This window comes from Staphylococcus lutrae (assembly GCF_002101335.1).
GTDB lineage: Bacteria > Bacillota > Bacilli > Staphylococcales > Staphylococcaceae > Staphylococcus > Staphylococcus lutrae.
On record NZ_CP020773.1, the window covers coordinates 461427 to 484044 of the forward strand.

The following is a 22618-nucleotide window of genomic DNA, read 5'->3' on the forward strand; positions in this document are numbered from 1 at the left end:
TTACTTATCTAGTTTTCAATGTACAAATCATTCTGAATCCTCAAATGGATGAGCATTCAAAACTGAATACAATATGTCACGTTAATCCGCTATCACCTATTGGTGATATTCCGTAATTATCCTTAGAAAGGAGGTGATCCAGCCGCACCTTCCGATACGGCTACCTTGTTACGACTTCACCCCAATCATTTGTCCCACCTTCGACGGCTAGCTCCAAAATGGTTACTCCACCGGCTTCGGGTGTTACAAACTCTCGTGGTGTGACGGGCGGTGTGTACAAGACCCGGGAACGTATTCACCGTAGCATGCTGATCTACGATTACTAGCGATTCCAGCTTCATGTAGTCGAGTTGCAGACTACAATCCGAACTGAGAACAACTTTATGGGATTTGCTTGACCTCGCGGTTTCGCTGCCCTTTGTATTGTCCATTGTAGCACGTGTGTAGCCCAAATCATAAGGGGCATGATGATTTGACGTCATCCCCACCTTCCTCCGGTTTGTCACCGGCAGTCAACTTAGAGTGCCCAACTGAATGATGGCAACTAAGTTCAAGGGTTGCGCTCGTTGCGGGACTTAACCCAACATCTCACGACACGAGCTGACGACAACCATGCACCACCTGTCACTTTGTCCTCCGAAGAGGAAAACTCTATCTCTAGAGCGGTCAAAGGATGTCAAGATTTGGTAAGGTTCTTCGCGTTGCTTCGAATTAAACCACATGCTCCACCGCTTGTGCGGGTCCCCGTCAATTCCTTTGAGTTTCAGTCTTGCGACCGTACTCCCCAGGCGGAGTGCTTAATGCGTTAGCTGCAGCACTAAGGGGCGGAAACCCCCTAACACTTAGCACTCATCGTTTACGGCGTGGACTACCAGGGTATCTAATCCTGTTTGATCCCCACGCTTTCGCACATCAGCGTCAGTTGCAGACCAGAAAGCCGCCTTCGCCACTGGTGTTCCTCCATATCTCTGCGCATTTCACCGCTACACATGGAATTCCACTTTCCTCTTCTGCACTCAAGTTTTCCAGTTTCCAATGACCCTCCACGGTTGAGCCGTGGGCTTTCACATCAGACTTAAAAAACCGCCTACGCGCGCTTTACGCCCAATAATTCCGGATAACGCTTGCCACCTACGTATTACCGCGGCTGCTGGCACGTAGTTAGCCGTGGCTTTCTGGTTAGGTACCGTCAAGATGTGCATAGTGACTTACACATGTGTTCTTCCCTAACAACAGAGCTTTACGATCCGAAGACCTTCATCACTCACGCGGCGTTGCTCCGTCAGGCTTTCGCCCATTGCGGAAGATTCCCTACTGCTGCCTCCCGTAGGAGTCTGGACCGTGTCTCAGTTCCAGTGTGGCCGATCACCCTCTCAGGTCGGCTACGTATCGTCGCCTTGGTGAGCCGTTACCTCACCAACTAGCTAATACGGCGCGGGTCCATCTATAAGTGACAGCAGAACCGTCTTTCACTGTTGAACCATGCGGTTCAACATATTATCCGGCATTAGCCCCGGTTTCCCGGAGTTATTCCAGTCTTATAGGTAGGTTACCCACGTGTTACTCACCCGTCCGCCGCTAACGTCAAAGGAGCAAGCTCCTCATCTGTTCGCTCGACTTGCATGTATTAGGCACGCCGCCAGCGTTCATCCTGAGCCAGGATCAAACTCTCCATAAAAGAAGTAAGCTTGATATAGCTCATTGATTGTTTAAGTCAATCACTCTCGAAAGTACTGTTGAAGTACTCAAAATTATCGGAATTAACGTTGACATATTGTCATTCAGTTTTCAATGTTCACATTTATTTCAGGATTTAATGGAGCGGGTGATGGGAATCGAACCCACAACATCAGCTTGGAAGGCTGAGGTTTTGCCATTAAACTACACCCGCGTATGATAGCGTTCTCTTTCTTATTATATATGGTTGATGCGGCCGAGAGGATTTGAACCTCCACGGGATTTCTCCCACTAGGCCCTCAACCTAGCGCGTCTGCCATTCCGCCACGACCGCTCGGATAAATCATAAGTATTTTCAGAACGATATTTATTATATTATAGGCGATTAAAACTGTCAACACTTTTTTAATATAAATTTAATGTTTGTAACCAGTACTTAATACTCTTATTTTCAGAACGTATTCTAGAATACACCCTAACGTTTTAAATGTCAAATCTTATCACTTCTAAGCAATCGAAGTTTTGACGACTTTGTTATTATATCTAGTCTCATATAACTTGTCAATATTTTTATTCATTCTTGCACACTCCAAAACGACTCATTTTATAATGCACAAATTAATGACGCAAATTATCATTGACGCTCACATCATGATGACGTCTTTCAATCAAATCCATTCACTCATGTTTCTTTGCATTCAAGACATTTTTTCATAGATTTAGAACACTAAGTCTGTATACGCCTCGATGAAGTTATCCGATGCTTTGATATGTACAGACATAAGATTGCATGATCAACCTAAATGACGTGAATCGATATTCAACTCGAATACTTACCCGTCTAAAGCAACTTTCTTCCTCAAATTAAACGCACTTTTAATTATGTTCTTGTTCCAATGTAAAGTGCCGTGTTTCACTCCCCCATAGAAAAAGCTGAGACAAAATCTCAACTTTTCCATGGACAAGATGAATACTTCATCCCTATATTCACATCTTAACTTGACGTCTCAAATGCAAAGTTGGACGCCTTTGATACAGATTTTCATCGTTGTAATACCATTTTATCATCTGTTGATTCAAAATTATTTTCAGTCTACGTTGTGATTTTTCAGTTCGATTTTCCCTCTACATCGACCGCAACGCATTTGTGTGACGTTCACGCGTTTAATTCGTCTATAACATGTGCCACAGGATTGGCAAACATATTCATATTTTGCTCTTTGCTCATACTTTTCTATCGGTTGACAATAGCGAGGGGCTTGAACTTTTTCGGATAACAATTTAAAATCTCTATCTTTATGTTGATACCCTTTACCGCTTAAATGTAGAAAATAATGACATAATTCGTGTTTAATAATCTCTATCAACGCTTTCTCACCAAAATGTTCAAATTGCTTTGGATTGATTTCAATATCATGTGATTGCAACAAATATCTTCCACCTGTTGTGCGTAAACGCTTATTAAAATACGCTTGATGTCTGAACGGCTGTCCAAAAGATGCTATGGCGATTTCTTCTGTTAATTGCTGTAACATTTGATCATTCATGAGGATCTATCATTGTTAAAGCGACTTTTCCTTTCACATCGTCAATATTTTCAATCCATACTTCCACGATGTCACCCACATTAACAATATCCATTGGGTGTTTCACAAATTTTTTGGCGAGTTTAGAGATATGTACAAGCCCATCTTGTTTAATGCCGATATCAATAAACGCACCAAAATCAACAACGTTTCTGACCGTTCCATTCAATTTCATACCTACTGATAAGTCCTCAATAGAAATGACATCTGATTTCAATTGTGGCGTTTCATAATCATCGCGAGGATCACGATTGGGTGCAATTAAAGACTTTACAATATCCTCTAATGTCGGTATACCTACAGCGAGCTTTGCCGCGTATTGTTTTAAATCTAATTTGGATAAAGTGGTTGCAAGTTGAGCAGTCCCGATATCTGAAATGCCAAATCCCAGTTGATTTAATAATTCGTACGTGACTGAATAACTTTCAGGGTGAATGGCCGTATTATCAAGCGGCTCTTCTCCTTGAGTAATACGTAGGAAACCAATACTTTGTTCAAATGTTTTCGCCCCTAGTCGTTTCACTTCACTTAATTGACGATGATGACGGATTACACCGTTTGCTTCTCGATACTTGACAATATTATCTGCAATTTGACGTGTTAAGCCTGCCACATGTTGTAACAATGTGCTTGATGCAGTATTGACGTCCACTCCTACTTGGTTAACCGCTGTTTCAACGACAAAATTCAATGCATCGCTTAATGCTTTTTGATTCACATCATGTTGATATTGTCCCACCCCAATCGACTTCGGTTCAATTTTAACCAATTCACTTAGAGGATCTTGCACACGTCGCCCAATAGATACGGCACTGCGTTCTTCAACTTGAAAATCTGGGAATTCAGAACGTGCAATGTCTGATGCCGAATAGACTGATGCACCCGCTTCATTAACAATCAAATATTGCAAGTCCAGATGATGGGTTTGAATCATGCGTGCCACAAAATGCTCTGTTTCTCGACTCGCTGTTCCATTTCCAATGGCCACAAGATTAATTTGATATGTTTTCACCATTTTCAAAAACAATTGTTCTGCCTCAGCTACTTTGCTCATCGGTGGATGAGGATACATGACTGACTTGGCAACAAAAGTACCGTACGGGTTGATGACTGCTAATTTACAACCAGTTCTAAACGCTGGATCAATACTTAAAATTTGCTTCCCTTTTAATGGGGGTTGTAAAAGTAAATTTTTTAAATTCTCGCTAAATACAGTGATGGCTTGTGATTCGGCACGTTCTGTTAAGTCAGCTCGTATTTCTCTTTCTATTGAAGGGAAAATAAGTCGCTTCATCGCATCATCAATAGCTTGTTCTACTATTTTTGAAAGTACATGTTGGCCTTGTAATTCCTGTTTTTTAATCGGCTGTGTTAATGCCGTTTTATCCATCTCAATTTTTATTTGTAAAACTTTTTCTTTTTCACCACGATTCATCGCCAATATACGATGATGCGCAATATGATGAATCGGCTCTTGATAATTATAATACATTTCAAAAACCGCTTTCTCATCTTCAGCATTTTTCTTTTTCTGAGTGACAAACAGCCCTTCTTTCATCACCATTTTTAATACGAGCTGGCGGTACTGGGGATGATCGGCAATTTTTTCTGCAATAATGTCTTGTGCGCCTTGAATCGCATCTGATATTGTCTCCACTGATTCATTCAAAAACGTGGCTGCTTTATCTTCATGGTTTTGATTGGGTTGCTGTTGATAAATCCATTCTGCTAATGGTTCTAACCCTTTTCGCTTTGCTTCGGTTGCCCGTGTTTTTTTCTTCTGCTTGTATGGGCGATATAAATCTTCCACACGTTGTAATTTAGTTTGACTCAAAATGTCCTTTTTTAGTTCAGCTGTTAATAACCCTTGTTGGTCAATCTGATGCAACACCTCATCTTTTCGTTTTTGAAGTTGTTCCATATAGTGATAAGCATCTGCAATTTGTTTTATCTCTACTTCATTTAATCCACCGGTTACCTCTTTACGATAACGTGCAATAAATGGGACTGTATTTTTCTCTTCCAATAATTTCAATACCGCCTCAATATGTTGAACGGAATAATGATGTTGCTTATGTATTGCTTGCACTAAATCGTTTGTCAAAATCTTCACCGCTTTCTCATACTTTTAAATACCGTATAAACATAGTTGTCACATGATACGTCTCCTTTTCAATATACACTGACACCTTTCATATGTCTAAAATCTATCGGCTCTGTTACATGAAATATTGCGACCTATACACAAAATTCCAAAAATACGTCGACACGTAAAAAAGACTGAGATGACCGAAGCATCCCAATCTTTTGGTTCTATACTTTTAACGGTTGGTGAGTTTTTCACTGGCCGTTATTTTTGTTTTAAATACAAAAATAGCACAAATATCTCTATAATTGTAAGTGACAAAACCAACAAATTAAGGAGAGATATTCGTGCCTATGTATAATGATATATCAGAAATGATTGGAATAAAAGTATCAAATTTAAAAATCACTGAATGTTTAGGTATTCAAACCTTCAAGAACGTTCAATCATTGTTTTATAAAGGGGTTTTAACTTATCAACCTAAAGGTTGTGAGTGTTGTGGTATCAAGAATGAGCAACACACAGTTATTAAAAATGGCTTTCGCAGTACAAGAGTGTATATGGGGCTTATTCTTGAAAGACCTAGTTATCTTGTTTTAAAAAAGCAACGCTTCTATTGTAAAGCTTGTGGTCAAACTTTTACGGCTAAAACACCATATATAGAACCGCGTTGTACAATTTCTAATGACGTAAAACTAATGGTGACGAGAAAGCTCGCCACTGTCATATCTGAAAAAGATATAGCGAATAGTGTTTTAGTTTCACCTTCAACTGTTCATAGATATTTGAAGGACCTAGGGGAAGCAGTAAAAACACAACCTAGTGATATATTGCCCCAACATTTATCCTTTGATGAATTTAAGTCAACTAATGATGTCGACAGCTCTATGAGCTTTATATACTGTGATAGTATCACGCATGATATTATTGATATCTTGCCAGATCGACGTAAGTTCAAGTTGGAAGAATACTTTTTAAGATTCTCAAGAAAGCAGCGTGAAGGAGTTAAAAGTGTTTCTATTGATATGTATCCACCATACATGTCGCTAATTCAATCATTATTTCCCAATGCAGATATTATCTTAGACCGTTTTCATATTGTTCAAGCGGTTAACCGTGAAATCAATCACAGTCGCGTTAAAACAATGAATAGTTTTAAGACTAAAGAAAAACCCAAGTACAATAAATTAAAACGGTATTGGAAGCTTTTATTAAAATCTCCAATTGAATTAGACAGAGTCCATTATCACTCGTTCAGACTTTTTAATACATGGCATAGTCAGTATAGTTTAGTACAATTCTTGTTAACTTTTGATGAAGAATTCCAATTAACGTATGAAGCAGGACATCATATTCTAGAAACCCTAAGATCAAATAACATTGAACAATTAGAGGAAGCATTACAACGTTCGAAGAGTTTAAATATTTCAAATGGACTCAAACGTGTTATTAACACACTCATAAAATATATACCTTATATTTCAAATACGATTCAAAATCCTCATTTGACCAATGGTCCAATTGAAGGTATTAACAATAAAATAAAGCTTATTAAGCGTGTCTCTTATGGTTATAGAAATTTTTATAACTTTAGAAATAGGATTTTAATTATTTCAAGGTTATACGTAAGTGAATATAAAAAACGTACTAAGCAACAAAAAATTGCCACTTAGTACGATATTTCTTCACCAACCGACGTTGACAAAGAGCCAATCTTTTATACTTATTTTTTCGCAGCTTCTTGTAATTTTTTTATCGCTGTTCTTTGTAATCTTGAAACATGCATTTGACTTAAACCAATTCGTTCGCCTGTTTCTTTTTGACTCAAACCATCGATAAACGTACATTGTATAATTTCTCGTTCACGATCACTCAATATCGGAAGGATACGTTCTAAAATCATACGCTTTTCTGTTAACTCATAATTATCATCCTGCTCACCCATAATATCTAAAAGCGTCACAGTCGAACCGTCTTTATCTGCTTCTATAGAGTGATCTACACTTAAAGCGTTATAACTTTGTCCCATCTCCATAGCTTCTAATACTTCTTCGTCTGTCACTTCCAAACGTTGCGCAATTTCACTAATTGTCGGTGATCGTTCTAATTCATTGGTGAGTGCATCACTTACTTTTTTAATTCTTGGTCCTATTTCTTTAATTCTTCGTGGCACATGGACACTCCATGTTTTATCCCGTAAATATCGCTTGATTTCACCTATAACAGTCGGGACTAAAAACGCTTCGAATTTCCTATCAAATGATATATCAAATCGATTAATTGCACCAATCAGTCCTACCATACCAACCTGTACTAAATCTTCATGATGTGATTGACCTTTTGAGTATTTATAAGCTAAGGATTCTATCAATTTCTCGTAATGTTTAACAAGTTTTTCTTGTGCGTCGTTATTTTGATCTGCTTGATATGCTTGAATCCATTGGTTGATTTGCTCAGGTGAAACAGCACTAGCTGATTTCGACTCTTTCGTCATTATTTCGCACCTGCTCTTTTTTGATATACTTAATCATGCTTATTGTAACACCCGCCTCTTTATCGACCGTCACTTCATCCATTAAAGATTCTATTAAGAATAAACCGAGGCCACCCTCTCTTAAAAAATCAATATTCTCGTTGTCTTGATAAGGTCCTAAATTTTGTTTTGTCTCCTGATAATTAAAACTATCACCTTGATCTGATACCACTATTTTAATACGATTTGATGAAACTTCAAAACAAACATGAATGTAGCCTTTTTCTTTTTTTCCTTTATATGCATGTTTTACTGCATTTGTGACCGCTTCACTTACGGCAATCTTTGCATCTTCAATATCATCGTAATGTGCCCCTACACGTGTAAAAACGCCCGACAACGTTAAACGAATTAAACTCACATATTCTGCTGAAGCTGGGACGCGCATCTCAATGAAGTCATTCGATTGCATCATAATTTCATTCAACCTCCGTTCCTTCATTGACATGCATTAAGTCGTTCAAACCAGTAATTTCAAAAAGACGTTTAATACGGTCATTGACACCAAGAATGTATAATGACTTTTCATGTTGGTTTAATGCTTTTAATGTCCCTACAAAGAGCCCTAATCCTGTAGAATCCATATAAGTTAATTTTTCTAAATTGACATAAATATCATGTGTGCCTGCTTGACGAATAGGAACTAATACTTTTTCAAGCTCTGGAACAGTTGCAACATCCAACTCACCCGCTACTGCGACATCATAATATGTTTCATGCGCTTGCGTTTCTATATTAAGGTTCATGATTGATTACACTCCTACTTTATTCTCTACTTATCTTTTTTACCCTATTTCAACCCAAAATAATCTCTATATTTGACTTTAATGTACACGTTTAATAATTAAAATGGTCAAGTCGTCACGTTTACCGGTTCTTTGTAACCTGAGCAATTCTTCGTACAAAAGTTGTACAATATCTTGTGGATGTAACTGCTTATATTGAAGTATGAAATCAAGTAAATAACGTGTATCAATAAATTCGCCATTTTCTTGTCTGATTTCAGTCACGCCATCAGTAAAAACGATAATCATATCGTCAATATTAATCGCCAATTCTTGTTGTTGATACTTAACATGAGGACTGACTCCTAACACACGGCCACGAACAGCAATCTCCTCGAACGTATTGGACGCCGCTCGAAAAACATATCCAGGTTCATGGCCAGCTGAACTACAGTAAAGGATATGATTGATATCTTCATAAAGTCCATAAAACATCGTTACGAACATATTTTGATTAATATTTTTTTCTACAACGCGATTCAATCGTTTCAAACCATCGTTAGGCAATTGGGAATGACCATAAGAATCCATTCCAAACTTTATCATACTCATCGCTAAGGCTGCTGGAATCCCTTTACCAATGACGTCTGCTACTGCAAAGCTCATCGTTCCATCTTTATGATCGATTAAGTTAAAATAATCTCCACTGACATGACGTGCAGCAACAGAAATCACACCGATTTGAATACTGTCAAATTGAGGTATATCTGTTTTCAACATCGTTTGTTGTAATCGTGAGGCCACGTCTAATTCCTTATCGTGTCTTTCCATTCGATTGACTAATGCTTTATAATCCGCATAATCATATCCAAAACTACCAATGACTGCTTTTAAAACATCTAAACATGCAATCATATCAGTATGTGAAAGATCACGGCTTTCTACATAGGTTTTATGTATCGCAACAAAATCTTCTGGTATTAAAGCATCATCAGATAATTTTTCAGAAAAAGAATGCGCCTGATTTAAAACGTTTGATTTACTTTCACTACTTAAAAATTGATCAACAAGTTGAAAGTATTGCGATTCATTCTGATTTGCCATTCAATGTTCCCCTTCCACTTAAAACTATAAAAGGCTTTAGGAGCATATCCTAAAGCCTATTTATGATGATTCATGTGCAGTCCTAAACTAATACCAATTGCATTGTTTACTTCTTTCATCTTCTTATCAGACAAAAAAGTCAACTTTTCTTTCAGCCTTTTTTTATCGACTGTCCGAATTTGTTCAAGTAATATAACAGAATCTTTATCGAGCTTATATTTATTTTTTTCAATTTCGACATGCGTTGGTATTTTTGCCTTATTAATCCGTCCGGTAATCGCGGCAACAATCACTGTGGGACTATATTTATTTCCAGTATCATTTTGAATAATGACTACGGGTCTTACTCCCCCTTGTTCGGACCCTTGAACTGGTGATAAATCTGCTAAATAAACATCTCCGCGCTTCATCTAGTCTTCCTTATAGTCAGATATCAAGTGTGATTCATTACAATCGCAAGCTTCACATTCAACTGAGTATGCTTCAGTCGCTAGGGAGAGATTTACATCTGCCATCTGAACATAACCTTCTTTTAATGATTGTTCGATATTTTTATACCTAATTTGATTGAATGCTAGCATAAATAGGACCTCCATATCAATACAACATATCAATGATTATTTTTATTAAGTTCATCATAACAAAAACAAAGTCGAATCTCCATACTATTTTAATAATTCGTTAGAAATTTCACTTTTTTGTTGTATTTGATAGACACGCGGCACTCTTCTACTGATATTACATAACACTTCATAATTAATCGTTTGCTGTTGTCTCGCCACACTTTCTAATGATTGTGATGTATGCCCTTGATGATCGATCAGTACAACTTCGTCACCCACCTGCGCATGTTTCGATACACGTATCGCTGTTCGGTCCATACTAATGCGTCCTACGATTTCACATTCATTACGTCCCATACGTACCGACGCCCCTTGCATGGCACGTAAATAGCCGTCTGCATAACCAATAGGGAGTAATGCAATGGTCATATCTTCAGTCGCAGTATAAGTATGACCATACCCAATGGACTCACCTTTAACCAATGACTTGATTTGCATGACCTCTGTCACAAGGGTCACAGCTGGCTTCAATTTCGCAGTTGCTAACGTTTCAATAAAGGCCGATGGATAGTATCCGTATACGGCAATGCCCGGTCGATATGCATTACATAACGAAGGATTAAACCTTAACGTCCCCGCTGAATTTTGTATATGAATATATGTTGGATGCGTCGTGCTTTCTATGATTTCTTCAAAACGTTCATATTGAAGTTGTGCTGAATCATTCTCTTCATCCGCAGAGTGAAAATGTGAAAATGCGCCTTCAAATACAAGATGTTTTTGAGCGTGAATTAAGGAGATTATTTCATGATAAGTTTGAATATCTTTGATACCAAGACGATTCATTCCTGTGTCAATTTTAATATGTAACCAGAGTGTCTTTTCATTGTCATCATCCATTTCGGCTATAGCCGCTTCAAGCCAATCCTTAGACGTCACAGTAATCGCCAATCGATGTTGAATTGCTTTATTAATCGCTTCTGGTGGAATACTCGATAAAACTAATAATTTCTCTTTCACACCGTGCATTCTCAATTCAATTGCCTCATCTAAAGTGGCGACACAAAAAAACGACATCCCCAGTTCACTCAAGTGTTGTGCCACATGTACACTTCCTAAACCATATGCATTCGCCTTTACGACAGGCATCATCATTTTATTCGGTTGTAATTTCGATAGCGCCTCGACATTTTGTGTGATTGCATCTAAGTCCACCCTCATGACGGTAGCGCGATAATATTTTTCTGACATCACAGTCTTCCTCCTTGTTCACTCTTAGCAACTTCATTGTTCTAATATGACTTGTGCAACCGCATAATGTTCAGTATGCGTGATTGAAACGTGTACTTTAAAGCCTTCCCAACAAATGGTCGGTTGACCTAACGCGTTGTTATCACAATGGATTTGTTGAAATGTCACTTCCTGGCCAATCCCAGTCCCCATAGCTTTGCTAAAGGCTTCTTTCACTGCAAAGCGACCCGCTAAAAATTCCATTTGACGTTGCACAGTTTTATAATTTTGATATCGCAAAAATTCTTGTTCTGATAAAATTCGTTGTGGAAATCGCGGTTGACGCGCAACAGTAGTCGTTATGCGATCAATCTCTACTAAATCTATTCCAATACCATATATCATAATTGTCCCTCATTATTATCGTCTTCCGTCAATGTTTCTTTGTCCACCATCGTTGGTTGCGAATTGTTGTGCTGTTTAATAAAACGCATCATTTCTTGCGCCATTGCTTTGTCAATCAATGTAATTGTCGTGTTCCCTCCAGCAGTGAGGAGTTTTAATGAAGCCAGTTGATATTTTCGCATCAGCCAACCTTCATTAATATCTACACCTTGTATTCTAAACATAGGTATGCGTTGCTGCTTAATGAAGATAAAACCTTTTCTTACCGTCACTAAATGCGGCTCACATCGATAACGAAAAGTTCGATATAAATAAACAGGTCTGAGCCAAACAAATAAAACCCCTTGAACGAGTGCGACCAATCCAAATACAATCATCAACGTTATCATCCATACATGCCAATCAAAAAAATAACCTAAAATCACCATGATGAGGGTACATAGACAGCAAGCGAACATCACTAGACTCGCTGCGACACGCATCACCTTAATACCTTTTGAACTCATCCTATTCATCGTCCGCCTCCTTCTATATACCATTTTTTATAATTTTCAACTTTTGAATGATCTTCAAACCGCATCCCTATGTTTTCGTATATGCTACCTCTTGCAATTGTAAAATGAAAATGAGAAAGGTTGCCACGTCGCATCAATGGGTGTGCGCGTTGTTGAAATCCTAGTATTTTATCTCTTTTAAACGTCATTGTTTTAAAACCAAATAGCGACACGACACGTATGGCGGCTTCCTCGTCCGTAAACGTACGCCCGGACCATCGTGTTGCAATGAAACTATGAACAATAAGATATATCAATACCACCCCAATCGGAATCCAGACCCATTTACTAACATAATAATGACTCACGCCACCCACAGCCAACAACAATAAACCGATTAACCAAAAGCGCCGCTGAAACCCACGCCACGGAAGTCCTATATCCGTTGTCGACAACGTATTGAATGACACCAACGTCTTGATCATCTCTTGACCTTGACGCCGCTGAACAAATGGCAAAACGTTAATTTTACCCGTCGCAAAGTCATCTGCAAAATCCACATCCATATCACTTGTGATTACAAACCGATAAGACGTATAGCCTAACCAATGCCTAAAAAAGGACTTCTTTTCTTCAATCGCCTGTAATTTATGAAGAGGTACTGTTAAGTTTGTCACTTTGAACAAACCGTAACGAACATTTAAAAAATCACCATTTCGGGTTAATGTAAAGCCATAATATCTTAATATCGTCATACAGATTCCCACAATATAGGAAATAAACAGTACCAAGACGAATATGACAGCTACTAAAACAGTGACATCTTTAATCCAACCTTCAACCTGAGAAAACATTTTATTCCACGGAATCCATTCTGCAAAAGATCCTAATAATGACCAGAAAGAACCTAATACAATAAATAAAGCGCCGCTCGTCATCCCCATTAATAACAGGTGTTTCATAGACATTCGATAAATCACTTCTTTCGGTGCAGAATTGCCAACCTCCTGATGCGTATGAGACGCCGCTTCATTCAGTTGATCACCAACATCAATTGCATCCGTTGCTGCCTGCATCACTTTTGCCTTTTCTATCTCCTGTTGAATCCATTGACTTTGTTTTTTCGTCACCATATCTAATGTCACACCATCACTCGGCGTTTTAATAACAAGTCTAACGCCACCAACAAGGAGATGAACGATAGGTTGTAACGTATCCATAGACTGAATACGTTGAATATTGAGTTCTTTACGCTCTAAATTAAACAACCCCGATGTGACCACAAAATACTCATTTTCTATCCAATAGCGTGTGCGATAAATTTCAATTGTCCGATTAACAAAACCTACGACAAAAGCGATTGTTAAAAATCCTGGCCAAATCAAATTTGAAGGCTTTGTATAATCAAATGAATCCCATTGAAAAAAGACAAATATGATAATAAAGAAAAAGTTCCTTTTGATTGTATCAACAATACTTAATACGTAAGAAATTGGATGTAACCTTTGTGGCTCATACATCACTATCACCGCCTTTAATCTGTTCAAGACAATGACTTTCAATGTATTGTACTTCTTCTTCAAAAAGGACTGGAAATGCGATATTATGTCCTGCTGTAAAACAAATCAATCGACTCAGCCGATGTCGTCTCATCAAAAGCCCAGTTTTACGTTCTACATATTGAATCCGTTCAATTTTAATCACGTCATGTTTGTTAAACCACCAATTCTTTTTAATTTCTATCACATGTGTTGTCACACAATAATGATAGAAATGATAAATGAGCATCGGATGAATAAAGCAGTAAAGCACCACAATCACCGCAATCCCGATCATAAAATAAACGCCATACATCGGCCATTCGAAATAGAGCCACACAATGGTAAAAACGGAGAGCACAGCTAAAATGAACAACAACTTTAGGAAGTACACTTGTTTTAAATATGCATATGTTGCTTTTGGACTTCGTTGAAACGTACTATGCATTGTGAGCAATCACCCCTTCGTATATTTAGCAATATTATACCATAAATTCAGCCCTTGAATCGGCATCTCACAGCCGTATTCAGTTGTACACTGAAGTGCGATTAAAGCATGTTTAATGGCGAATCTATCACTGCACACAAATTGAAAAAAGCTAATCTCTATTCAATTAAATAGAAATTAGCTTTTATGATTGGTTCATATTAATAAAGATAGGTTCTATACTTTTAACGGTTGGTGAGTTTTTCACTGGCCGTTATTTTTGTTTTAAATACAAAAATAGCACAAATATCTCTATAATTGTAAGTGACAAAACCAACAAATTAAGGAGAGATATTCGTGCCTATGTATAATGATATATCAGAAATGATTGGAATAAAAGTATCAAATTTAAAAATCACTGAATGTTTAGGTATTCAAACCTTCAAGAACGTTCAATCATTGTTTTATAAAGGGGTTTTAACTTATCAACCTAAAGGTTGTGAGTGTTGTGGTATCAAGAATGAGCAACACACAGTTATTAAAAATGGCTTTCGCAGTACAAGAGTGTATATGGGGCTTATTCTTGAAAGGCCTAGTTATCTTGTGTTAAAAAAGCAACGCTTCTATTGTAAAGCTTGTGGTCAAACTTTTACGGCTAAAACACCATATATAGAACCGCGTTGTACAATTTCTAATGACGTAAAACTAATGGTGACGAGAAAGCTCGCCACTGTCATATCTGAAAAAGATATAGCGAATAGTGTTTTAGTTTCACCTTCAACTGTTCATCGGTATTTGAAAGACCTAGGGGAAGCAGTAAAAACACAACCTAGTGATATATTGCCCCAACATTTATCCTTTGATGAATTTAAGTCAACTAATGATGTCGACAGCTCTATGAGCTTTATATACTGTGATAGTATCACGCATGATATTATTGATATCTTGCCAGATCGACGTAAGTTCAAGTTGGAAGAATACTTTTTAAGATTCTCAAGAAAGCAGCGTGAAGGAGTTAAAAGTGTTTCTATTGATATGTATCCACCATACATGTCGCTAATTCAATCATTATTTCCCAATGCAGATATTATCTTAGACCGTTTTCATATTGTTCAAGCGGTTAACCGTGAAATCAATCACAGTCGCGTTAAAACAATGAATAGTTTTAAGACTAAAGAAAAACCCAAGTACAATAAATTAAAACGGTATTGGAAGCTTTTATTAAAATCTCCAATTGAATTAGACAGAGTCCATTATCACTCGTTCAGACTTTTTAATACATGGCATAGTCAGTATAGTTTAGTACAATTCTTGTTAACTTTTGATGAAGAATTCCAATTAACGTATGAAGCAGGACATCATATTCTAGAAACCCTAAGATCAAATAACATTGAACAATTAGAGGAAGCATTACAACGTTCGAAGAGTTTAAATATTTCAAATGGACTCAAACGTGTTATTAACACACTCATAAAATATATACCTTATATTTCAAATACGATTCAAAATCCTCATTTGACCAATGGTCCAATTGAAGGTATTAACAATAAAATAAAGCTTATTAAGCGTGTCTCTTATGGTTATAGAAATTTTTATAACTTTAGAAATAGGATTTTAATTATTTCAAGGTTATACGTAAGTGAATATAAAAAACGTACTAAGCAACAAAAAATTGCCACTTAGTACGATATTTCTTCACCAACCGACGTTGACAAAGAGCCTAAAGATACTGCTTTATTCGATGAAATGTGGCTTACTTTTGATGATCCGCAAAAGTACGGCCCTTTTTCACTTTCGTTTCTCTTTTATGTTTGAAGTTTCCTTTTTTGTTCCCAGTAGGCTTATGATTACGTGCCGGTTTTGAATGACGCTTATTGCCGCCACCTTTACGGTTTCCTTTTGGAGAACGACTTGTTTTGCGTGATAACGGTTTTTCAAATGTTAATTGTACTTCCACTTCGTCATTTGATTCTACCAACTCTTGTAATAACGCTGTCACAAGTTCTGTCTCATCATAAGTTTCTAAAAGTTGTTTAGCAATGTTTTCAACGCGTGGCTCTTTAGCGGCATCCATCCAGTTTTGTACTTTACTCTTAATATCCTCTTCACGCGCTTTTAATACTTCTTTACGATGCGGTGGTCTTAATGCACGCATTTGACGACGGTTGGTTTGTTCGATTTGACGAATGTAATCCATCTCTATTGGATTCACAAATGTCACTGCGATACCATGTTTACCTGCACGACCTGTACGACCAATACGGTGCGTATAACTTTCCGTATCTTGTGGGATATCAAAGTTATAAACGTGGCTCACACCAGAAATATCCAGACCACGCGCTGCAACATCAGTCGCAACTAAAATGTCGATTTGATCATTTTTAAATTTTTTCAATACTTCTAAACGTTTTGCTTGTGTAATATCACCATGTAGACCTTCTGCCTTATATCCTTTTGACAATAGTGCACTTGTCAACTCGTCGACACGACGTTTTGTTCGTCCAAAGACAATGGCTAATTCTGGTTGATGTACATCTAAGAAGTTTGTAAATGTATCAAATTTCTCAAGTTCTTTGACAATCGTATAATATTCGTCAATTTGAGGATCTGAAATTTCATTATTCATCGTTTTAATAATTCTAGGCGACTTCATAAATTTTTGTACTAATTCTTGAATCGCTTTCGGCATCGTTGCTGAAAACAGCATCGTTTGACGATTTTCAGATGGGAGTTTGTCCATAATATAACGCATATCATCAATAAAGCCCATGTTCATCATTTCATCCGCTTCATCTAAAATAAGCGTTTCGATGTCATGTGTTTTTAATGTTCGGCGATTAAGGTGATCAATCACACGTCCCGGTGTACCTACGACAATTTGGGGACCGCGTTTTAATGATTTGATTTGACGATCGATAGGCATCCCACCAAATACTGTCACCACTTGTACTTTTTGACCACGACTAAATTCTCTCAATTGTTCAGCGACCTGCATCGCTAATTCACGTGTAGGTGCTAAAATTAACGCACGTACGCCTTCTTGTCCAACGACTTTTTCAATCAATGGAATGCCGAATGCACCTGTTTTTCCTGTGCCGGTCTGCGCTTGACCAAGTATATCTTTATTTTCGAGTGCTGATGGGATACTGTCTTTTTGAATCGGTGTCGGTTCCGCAAATCCCATTGCCTCTAGGGTTTCAGCTGTACGTTCTGAAACGCCTAAATCTGTAAATTTTTGCAAAGTAATTCTCCTTTTTTGAATCATCATTCTTATATATTTTTGTCAAATAAGTTTAATCTAACTTCTACATATTACCATTTTCGTCACAATACCGCAATAAACGAAATTTCATTATGATTCAAATACTTTTAGATTTCCCATGAGTTTAAATCATTTTGTTACATATTTCTTTGAATGTTTTGTCGACAGCCAGTGTACTGATAACGTACGATATACCGATTCATCTTACATATCTCAACGCCAACTAATGAAAAAATAAAAAAATATAAAAATAAAAAAATTGACAATATGAAATATTTTCGTTTTGCAAAATTGAATGTGTTTCGTAGACGACATGACTTAAAAGTAAACATGATAAAAAGCCGAGGAATCTCGGCTTTTTATCATTGATGAAACGTCTTAATTTTATATCGCTATACTTCCGATTGTACGAGTGCATCAACAACTTCTTCTAGACGCATCCCTCTAGATGCTTTAACCAACACCGCATGATTTGCCTTTACGACAGATGTGAGGTGACGAATCATGTCCGGTTTCGTATCAAAATGAATGGCTTCACGAACAAAGCGCTTCCCTTTATCATGGATTGCTTTCGCATTATCTCCATAAGTGTACAATTGGTCAATTGTTTTGCCTTCAAGATATGCACCGATACTTGTATGGAGTTGCTCAGAATGTTCACCTAATTCCAAGACATCACCGAGTACCAAGATTTTATCACCAGGCATTAATTCAAGCGTATCAATCGCTGCTTTCATACTTGTAGGACTTGCGTTATACGCATCATTAATCACTATCGCCCCATTGGCTGTTGTGAATTTTTGCATACGCATGGCTGTCAATTGGAGTTGTGACAATTGTTGTTGGATTATCGCCTGATCGAGTCCTAACAATTGTGCCACAGTGATCGCAATTGTGGCATTACGTATATTATGTTCACCTAAAATAGGCAGGGTATAAGTGGCTTCATCATTGATTGTAAACGTCATCCCTGTTTCATCATGCGCAATCATTTTACATTGCATGTCATTTGCAGCGCCTAAGCCAACACTGATTACATGTGTCGTATCCAATGTGGCAACATGCGGTTGTAATAAAGGTTCATCACCATCATAAATCAAATAGCCTGTGTCTTTTAAACCAGACACAATTTCAAATTTTGCTTGTGCAATGCCTGCTCTTGATCCCAAATCTTGCATGTGTGATTCACCAATATTTGTAATAATTGCAAAATCTGGTCGTGCAATATTTGTGAGCAACTCAATTTCATGAAATCCCGACATTCCCATTTCTAAAATTGAAACTTCCGTATTCACATCAAGTTCTAAAATCGTCAGTGGCATCCCGATTTCATTGTTATAATTTCCTTGTGTCTTTTGAACACGATATTGTGCAGATAACACATTTTCTAACATATCTTTAGTTGTTGTTTTACCGTTAGAACCTGTCACAGCAATCACAGTTGGTGCCACATATTGTAAATACGCCTGAGCTAACTGTTGAAGGGCAACCAATGTATCTTTCACATAAATCACAGGACCTGATTCGGGAGGCGTTGTAGCAGCATCCTGTTGAAAGAAAGTGGCATTTGCCCCATCCTTTAACGCTTGCGCACAATATTGATGACCATCGACGTTTTCGCCTTTGAACGGAATAAACAATTGTCCCGGTTGAATTTTCCGTGAATCAATCGTTACACCATGAATTTCAACATCTAAATACTGAGGATCTATGTCACACGCTATCCATTCTGTTAATTGTTTAAGCGTTATTTTTATCATAGTCAAAACTCCTAATCAAGTCGGTGTTTATTTTTTTGCTTATCTTCATAGCGCGCTTTTGCGAGATCAATCAATTTTGTAATCAATTCCGAATAAGAAACACCCATATTTTCCCATAACTTAGGATACATGCTATACGCTGTAAATCCAGGCATCGCATTTGTTTCATTAATGAAGATTTGATTATCATTTGTTACAAAAAAGTCTGCACGCAATAATCCAGAACAGTCCGTTGCTTTAAATGCTTCTACTGCCATGTTACGCAATGTCATTTGAACGTCTTGATCAAGATCAGCGGGAATAGCAAGTTGCACTTTGCCGTCTTTATATTTCGATTTATAATCATAAAACGCGACGTCTTTAACGACTTCTCCCGGCCATGTTGTTTCTGGGTAATCATTGCCTAACACGGCCACTTCGATTTCTCGAGCTTCAATGCCTTGTTCAATGACGAGCTTACGGTCAAATTGAAATGCTTCTTCAATGCCTTGAATGAGCTCTGCTTCATTGTCACATTTACTAATCCCTACACTTGAACCTAAGTTGGCTGGTTTTACGAAAACTGGAAACTCTAATTTATCATTTACAAGTTTGATAATGTTTTTACGATACTTATCATACTCACTTCTTAAAAAGCTTACATACGGTAATTGCGGTAAGCCTCTGTATGCAAATAATTGTTTCATGACGAGTTTATCCATAGAACTTGATGCCGCTAACACACCATTCCCAACGTATGGGATATCCAACACTTCAAATAGACCTTGAATCGTGCCATCTTCTCCATTAGGCCCATGCAATAACGGAAACACTGCATCGTAGCGCGCTCCTAAACCACTTTGTGACAGCAAAACTGAAATATCTCCAGCCTCTACTTGATCGATACGCAATGCTTCAACATCCTTGATCTCATCGGTAATATTCTCAACTTTCTTCCACTGACCTTCATTGGTAATATAAATGATGTCTACATAATATCGCGTTTTATCAATTGCATTGAGCACATTTTGGGCAGTTAATATGGATACGTCATGCTCAGCACTTTTACCTCCATAAATGATACATAATGCCTCTTTCGACATAACTCCGCCTCCCTGTTTTTTATCTATTCTTCATATTACCATGACTGTTATTTGTATTGCATTTATTTTATTGAGATATTAGCAATTTGATTACAACTTATGTAAAATCGGTATATAATGACATTAAAGAATTTATCTGTAAAGGAGATTGTCATGGTATCTTCACGACAACAAACGCAAAAATCGTTTTTGCGCCGCTTAGATTGGCCACTTCTCAGCATTATATTTATTTTATGTCTCATCAGCGTGGTTACCATTCACTCAGCAATGGGAGGCGGTCAATACAGTCTTGATTTCGGGGTAAGACAAATTTTTTATTACATACTTGGTGGCATCATTGCGTTGATTATCATGTTATTTTCACCTAAAAAAATTCGACACTACACCTATGTGATATATATTGTTTTTATTGTTTTATTATTAGGCCTCATCATCCTACCAGAATCTTCAATTACACCAGTGATTAATGGTGCCAAAAGTTGGTACCGCTTTGGTCCAATTAGCATTCAACCTTCAGAGTTTATGAAAATTGTACTCATACTCGTCATATCGAAAGTCGTGGCACAACACAATCGATTTACATTCAACAAGTCATTACAAACCGATATGATGTTACTATTGAAGATTGCCGTTGTGAGTTTCATCCCAATTGTACTCATTTTATTACAAAATGATTTAGGAACGACACTCGTATTTTTAGCGATTATTGCTGGGATTGTCATCGTAAGTGGTGTGACGTGGAAAATTCTTGCGCCCTTATTCGGTAGCGCCATCTTATTGGGTGGAGGAATTATCCTTTCAATTATTTATAAACCGACCTTAATTGAAAATGTCGCCGGCATTAAAACGTATCAATTAGGTCGTATCAATTCCTGGTTAGACCCGTATACGTACAGCACAGGAGATGGCTTTCACTTAACAGAATCATTAAAGGCCATTGGCTCTGGGCAACTTATTGGAAAAGGGTTGAACAACGGCGAAGTTTATATCCCTGAAAACCATACCGATTTTATTTTTTCGGTTATCGGTGAAGAATTCGGTTTCCTTGGTTCTGTAGTATTATTAGGGTTGTTTTTATTATTACTCCTTCACTTCATCCGAATGGCAACAGCTTCTGACGACTTATTTAATAAATCTTTTATTATTGGTTACGTCAGCCTGTTACTCTTTCATATTTTCCAAAATATAGGGATGACCATTCAACTGTTACCGATTACTGGTATCCCATTGCCATTCATCAGTTACGGAGGTAGTGCGTTGTGGAGTTTAATGGCAGGTATCGGCGTTATCTTGAGCATTCATTATCATACACCGAAAAAGTATAACGATGAAGCACGTACACAAAAACGTACAACATAATGATTGAAAAAGAGGCTGAGGAACAATGTCGTTTCCCCAACCTCTTTTTTTATTATTGATTTGTTTTGCGTCGTCGTGTGAAGAACGCGATGACACCTAATGCAATCATTGAAAGTGCAAGTGCTGTTTGACCGATTGCATTCACTTGTGATTCCCCTGTTGCCGGCAACATTTTTGTTGCTTTATCTTGCTGTTTCACTGGTGTTACTTTTGTAAACGCCATGTTTTTATCTGCTTTTGGTTGTGCAGTTTGCGCTGTTACATCTTTTTTCTTCATATCTTGTGCTGACGCTTTTGAAGATTTTGTTGCTTTTGAGTCACCACTAGATTTGGCATCTCCTGTAGCATCAATGTGTTTAACACTTGGTCCTACCAATGCTGGCGGTTCAAATTGTAAATCACTCGCTACCTTATCTTGATCATCTGCCGATGTATTACCCAAATCTTTCATCGCATTTGGATCTTCAACTTTTAAAATATCGAAGTATGGATCCGTATTCGCATCTGTAATCGATCCATCTTTATGCAACACAGCGTATGGAACGGCGCCTTCTGGTGGATTGGTTGCCATACGTTTTAAATATGCAGCATCATCTTCACCTTCTAAATGCGGATAAATGTACGTAGGTTTATGAATTGTCGGTGTCGCATCTTTTTTCGCCTCATCCTTAACCATTACTTTCGGAGCATCCGCAGCATCCTTTTCCGCCGCTTGTATGTCATGCGCATAAACTTGCGTCGCCGCTGTAACAATTAAACCTGTAACCACTAATTTTTTTAACATATG

At 37.6% G+C, this 22618-nt stretch carries 20 protein-coding genes, 2 tRNA genes and 1 rRNA gene; 3 read left to right on the plus strand and 20 right to left on the minus strand.

Going from position 1 to position 22618, the window contains the following annotated elements; translation table 11 throughout:
* Positions 1–126: 126 nt before the first annotated feature.
* The 5 genes from B5P37_RS02310 to B5P37_RS02330 form a co-directional block, all read right to left on the minus strand.
* Positions 127–1678 (minus strand): 16S ribosomal RNA (locus B5P37_RS02310).
* A 139-nt stretch (positions 1679–1817) separates the two neighbouring features.
* A tRNA-Gly gene (locus tag B5P37_RS02315) sits at positions 1818–1891 on the minus strand.
* A 37-nt stretch (positions 1892–1928) separates the two neighbouring features.
* Positions 1929–2011 (minus strand) — tRNA-Leu (locus B5P37_RS02320).
* A 754-nt stretch (positions 2012–2765) separates the two neighbouring features.
* The gene (locus B5P37_RS02325) at positions 2766–3224 is read right to left on the minus strand and encodes a SprT family protein (protein ID WP_085236704.1); all 459 of its coding nucleotides are present in this window, start codon (positions 3222–3224) and stop codon (positions 2766–2768) included.
* Entirely contained in the window at positions 3217–5367 is a 2151-nt protein-coding gene (locus B5P37_RS02330) for a Tex family protein (protein ID WP_085238399.1), read from the minus strand. The genes B5P37_RS02325 and B5P37_RS02330 overlap by 8 nt, the downstream gene beginning before the upstream one ends.
* A 335-nt stretch (positions 5368–5702) precedes the next feature.
* Between B5P37_RS02330 and B5P37_RS02335 the strand changes: the two genes are divergently transcribed.
* The gene (locus B5P37_RS02335) at positions 5703–7022 is read left to right on the plus strand and encodes an ISL3 family transposase (protein ID WP_085238400.1); all 1320 of its coding nucleotides are present in this window, start codon (positions 5703–5705) and stop codon (positions 7020–7022) included.
* A 50-nt stretch (positions 7023–7072) separates the two neighbouring features.
* Here the strand turns inward: B5P37_RS02335 and sigB are convergent, their stop codons facing one another.
* The 11 genes from sigB to B5P37_RS02390 form a co-directional block, all read right to left on the minus strand.
* A complete protein-coding gene (sigB, locus tag B5P37_RS02340) occupies positions 7073–7843 on the minus strand; it encodes an RNA polymerase sigma factor SigB (RefSeq protein WP_085236706.1) in 771 nt (256 codons plus the stop codon).
* Entirely contained in the window at positions 7818–8297 is a 480-nt protein-coding gene (gene rsbW, locus B5P37_RS02345) for an anti-sigma B factor RsbW (protein ID WP_085238401.1), read from the minus strand. The genes sigB and rsbW overlap by 26 nt, the downstream gene beginning before the upstream one ends.
* A 4-nt stretch (positions 8298–8301) precedes the next feature.
* Positions 8302–8628 (minus strand): anti-sigma factor antagonist, encoded by a 327-nt coding sequence (locus B5P37_RS02350; RefSeq protein ID WP_085236708.1) that lies wholly within the window; start codon positions 8626–8628, stop codon positions 8302–8304.
* A 78-nt stretch (positions 8629–8706) separates the two neighbouring features.
* Positions 8707–9711 (minus strand): SpoIIE family protein phosphatase, encoded by a 1005-nt coding sequence (locus B5P37_RS02355; protein WP_085236711.1) that lies wholly within the window; start codon positions 9709–9711, stop codon positions 8707–8709.
* Positions 9712–9767: 56 nt separating this feature from the next.
* Positions 9768–10121, minus strand: a complete 354-nt coding sequence (locus B5P37_RS02360; protein WP_019169266.1) for a type II toxin-antitoxin system PemK/MazF family toxin — start codon at positions 10119–10121, stop codon at positions 9768–9770.
* Complete coding sequence (mazE, locus tag B5P37_RS02365) at positions 10122–10292, minus strand: type II toxin-antitoxin system antitoxin MazE (RefSeq protein ID WP_085236713.1); 171 nt, start codon at positions 10290–10292, stop codon at positions 10122–10124.
* Between the two features lie 84 nt (positions 10293–10376).
* On the minus strand, positions 10377–11525 hold the full coding sequence (gene alr / locus B5P37_RS02370) for an alanine racemase (RefSeq protein WP_085236715.1): 1149 nt from the start codon (positions 11523–11525) through the stop codon (positions 10377–10379).
* A 33-nt stretch (positions 11526–11558) separates the two neighbouring features.
* Positions 11559–11909 (minus strand): holo-ACP synthase, encoded by a 351-nt coding sequence (gene acpS, locus B5P37_RS02375; RefSeq protein WP_085236717.1) that lies wholly within the window; start codon positions 11907–11909, stop codon positions 11559–11561.
* Positions 11906–12424 carry a PH domain-containing protein gene (locus tag B5P37_RS02380; RefSeq protein WP_085236719.1) on the minus strand — a complete coding sequence of 173 codons (519 nt, stop codon included), beginning with the start codon at positions 12422–12424 and terminating at the stop codon, positions 11906–11908. The genes acpS and B5P37_RS02380 overlap by 4 nt, the downstream gene beginning before the upstream one ends.
* Positions 12421–13950, minus strand: a complete 1530-nt coding sequence (locus B5P37_RS02385; RefSeq protein ID WP_244898629.1) for a PH domain-containing protein — start codon at positions 13948–13950, stop codon at positions 12421–12423. The genes B5P37_RS02380 and B5P37_RS02385 overlap by 4 nt, the downstream gene beginning before the upstream one ends.
* Entirely contained in the window at positions 13916–14389 is a 474-nt protein-coding gene (locus B5P37_RS02390) for a PH domain-containing protein (RefSeq protein WP_085236725.1), read from the minus strand. The genes B5P37_RS02385 and B5P37_RS02390 overlap by 35 nt, the downstream gene beginning before the upstream one ends.
* Positions 14390–14731: 342 nt before the next feature.
* On the opposite strand from B5P37_RS02390, the gene B5P37_RS02395 reads away from it, so the two are divergent.
* Positions 14732–16051, plus strand: coding sequence for an ISL3 family transposase (locus B5P37_RS02395; RefSeq protein WP_085238400.1), 1320 nt, complete (start codon positions 14732–14734; stop codon positions 16049–16051).
* A gap of 70 nt (positions 16052–16121) precedes the next feature.
* Here B5P37_RS02395 and cshA read toward each other — a convergent pair whose 3' ends face one another.
* The 3 genes from cshA to B5P37_RS02410 all read right to left on the minus strand — a co-directional run bounded on the left by cshA (position 16122) and on the right by B5P37_RS02410 (position 20472).
* Positions 16122–17609 (minus strand): degradosome RNA helicase CshA, encoded by a 1488-nt coding sequence (cshA, locus tag B5P37_RS02400; RefSeq protein ID WP_085236728.1) that lies wholly within the window; start codon positions 17607–17609, stop codon positions 16122–16124.
* 413 nt (positions 17610–18022) lie between these two features.
* Entirely contained in the window at positions 18023–19390 is a 1368-nt protein-coding gene (locus tag B5P37_RS02405) for a UDP-N-acetylmuramoyl-tripeptide--D-alanyl-D-alanine ligase (RefSeq protein ID WP_085236731.1), read from the minus strand.
* An 11-nt stretch (positions 19391–19401) separates the two neighbouring features.
* Positions 19402–20472 carry a D-alanine--D-alanine ligase gene (locus tag B5P37_RS02410; RefSeq protein WP_085236733.1) on the minus strand — a complete coding sequence of 357 codons (1071 nt, stop codon included), beginning with the start codon at positions 20470–20472 and terminating at the stop codon, positions 19402–19404.
* 153 nt (positions 20473–20625) lie between these two features.
* Between B5P37_RS02410 and B5P37_RS02415 the strand changes: the two genes are divergently transcribed.
* Complete coding sequence (locus B5P37_RS02415; protein WP_085236735.1) at positions 20626–21831, plus strand: FtsW/RodA/SpoVE family cell cycle protein; 1206 nt, start codon at positions 20626–20628, stop codon at positions 21829–21831.
* A gap of 52 nt (positions 21832–21883) precedes the next feature.
* Here the strand turns inward: B5P37_RS02415 and B5P37_RS02420 are convergent, their stop codons facing one another.
* Positions 21884–22615 (minus strand): LPXTG cell wall anchor domain-containing protein, encoded by a 732-nt coding sequence (locus B5P37_RS02420; RefSeq protein WP_085236737.1) that lies wholly within the window; start codon positions 22613–22615, stop codon positions 21884–21886.
* Positions 22616–22618 lie beyond the last annotated feature (3 nt).

Bases quoted from the DNA above. Each gene is read 5' to 3' on its own strand.
- B5P37_RS02395 (WP_085238400.1), top strand. From the start codon at position 14,732: ATGTATAATGATATATCAGAAATGATTGGAATAAAAGTATCAAATTTA.
- B5P37_RS02335 (WP_085238400.1), top strand. From the start codon at position 5,703: ATGTATAATGATATATCAGAAATGATTGGAATAAAAGTATCAAATTTA.
- alr (WP_085236715.1), bottom strand. From the start codon at position 11,525: ATGTCAGAAAAATATTATCGCGCTACCGTCATGAGGGTGGACTTAGAT.
- B5P37_RS02355 (WP_085236711.1), bottom strand. From the start codon at position 9,711: ATGGCAAATCAGAATGAATCGCAATACTTTCAACTTGTTGATCAATTT.
- mazE (WP_085236713.1), bottom strand. From the start codon at position 10,292: ATGCTAGCATTCAATCAAATTAGGTATAAAAATATCGAACAATCATTA.
- sigB (WP_085236706.1), bottom strand. From the start codon at position 7,843: ATGACGAAAGAGTCGAAATCAGCTAGTGCTGTTTCACCTGAGCAAATC.
- rsbW (WP_085238401.1), bottom strand. From the start codon at position 8,297: ATGATGCAATCGAATGACTTCATTGAGATGCGCGTCCCAGCTTCAGCA.
- B5P37_RS02380 (WP_085236719.1), bottom strand. From the start codon at position 12,424: ATGAATAGGATGAGTTCAAAAGGTATTAAGGTGATGCGTGTCGCAGCG.
- B5P37_RS02420 (WP_085236737.1), bottom strand. From the start codon at position 22,615: ATGTTAAAAAAATTAGTGGTTACAGGTTTAATTGTTACAGCGGCGACG.
- B5P37_RS02350 (WP_085236708.1), bottom strand. From the start codon at position 8,628: ATGAACCTTAATATAGAAACGCAAGCGCATGAAACATATTATGATGTC.
- B5P37_RS02415 (WP_085236735.1), top strand. From the start codon at position 20,626: ATGGTATCTTCACGACAACAAACGCAAAAATCGTTTTTGCGCCGCTTA.
- B5P37_RS02410 (WP_085236733.1), bottom strand. From the start codon at position 20,472: ATGTCGAAAGAGGCATTATGTATCATTTATGGAGGTAAAAGTGCTGAG.
- acpS (WP_085236717.1), bottom strand. From the start codon at position 11,909: ATGATATATGGTATTGGAATAGATTTAGTAGAGATTGATCGCATAACG.
- B5P37_RS02325 (WP_085236704.1), bottom strand. From the start codon at position 3,224: ATGAATGATCAAATGTTACAGCAATTAACAGAAGAAATCGCCATAGCA.
- B5P37_RS02360 (WP_019169266.1), bottom strand. From the start codon at position 10,121: ATGAAGCGCGGAGATGTTTATTTAGCAGATTTATCACCAGTTCAAGGG.
- B5P37_RS02390 (WP_085236725.1), bottom strand. From the start codon at position 14,389: ATGCATAGTACGTTTCAACGAAGTCCAAAAGCAACATATGCATATTTA.
- B5P37_RS02405 (WP_085236731.1), bottom strand. From the start codon at position 19,390: ATGATAAAAATAACGCTTAAACAATTAACAGAATGGATAGCGTGTGAC.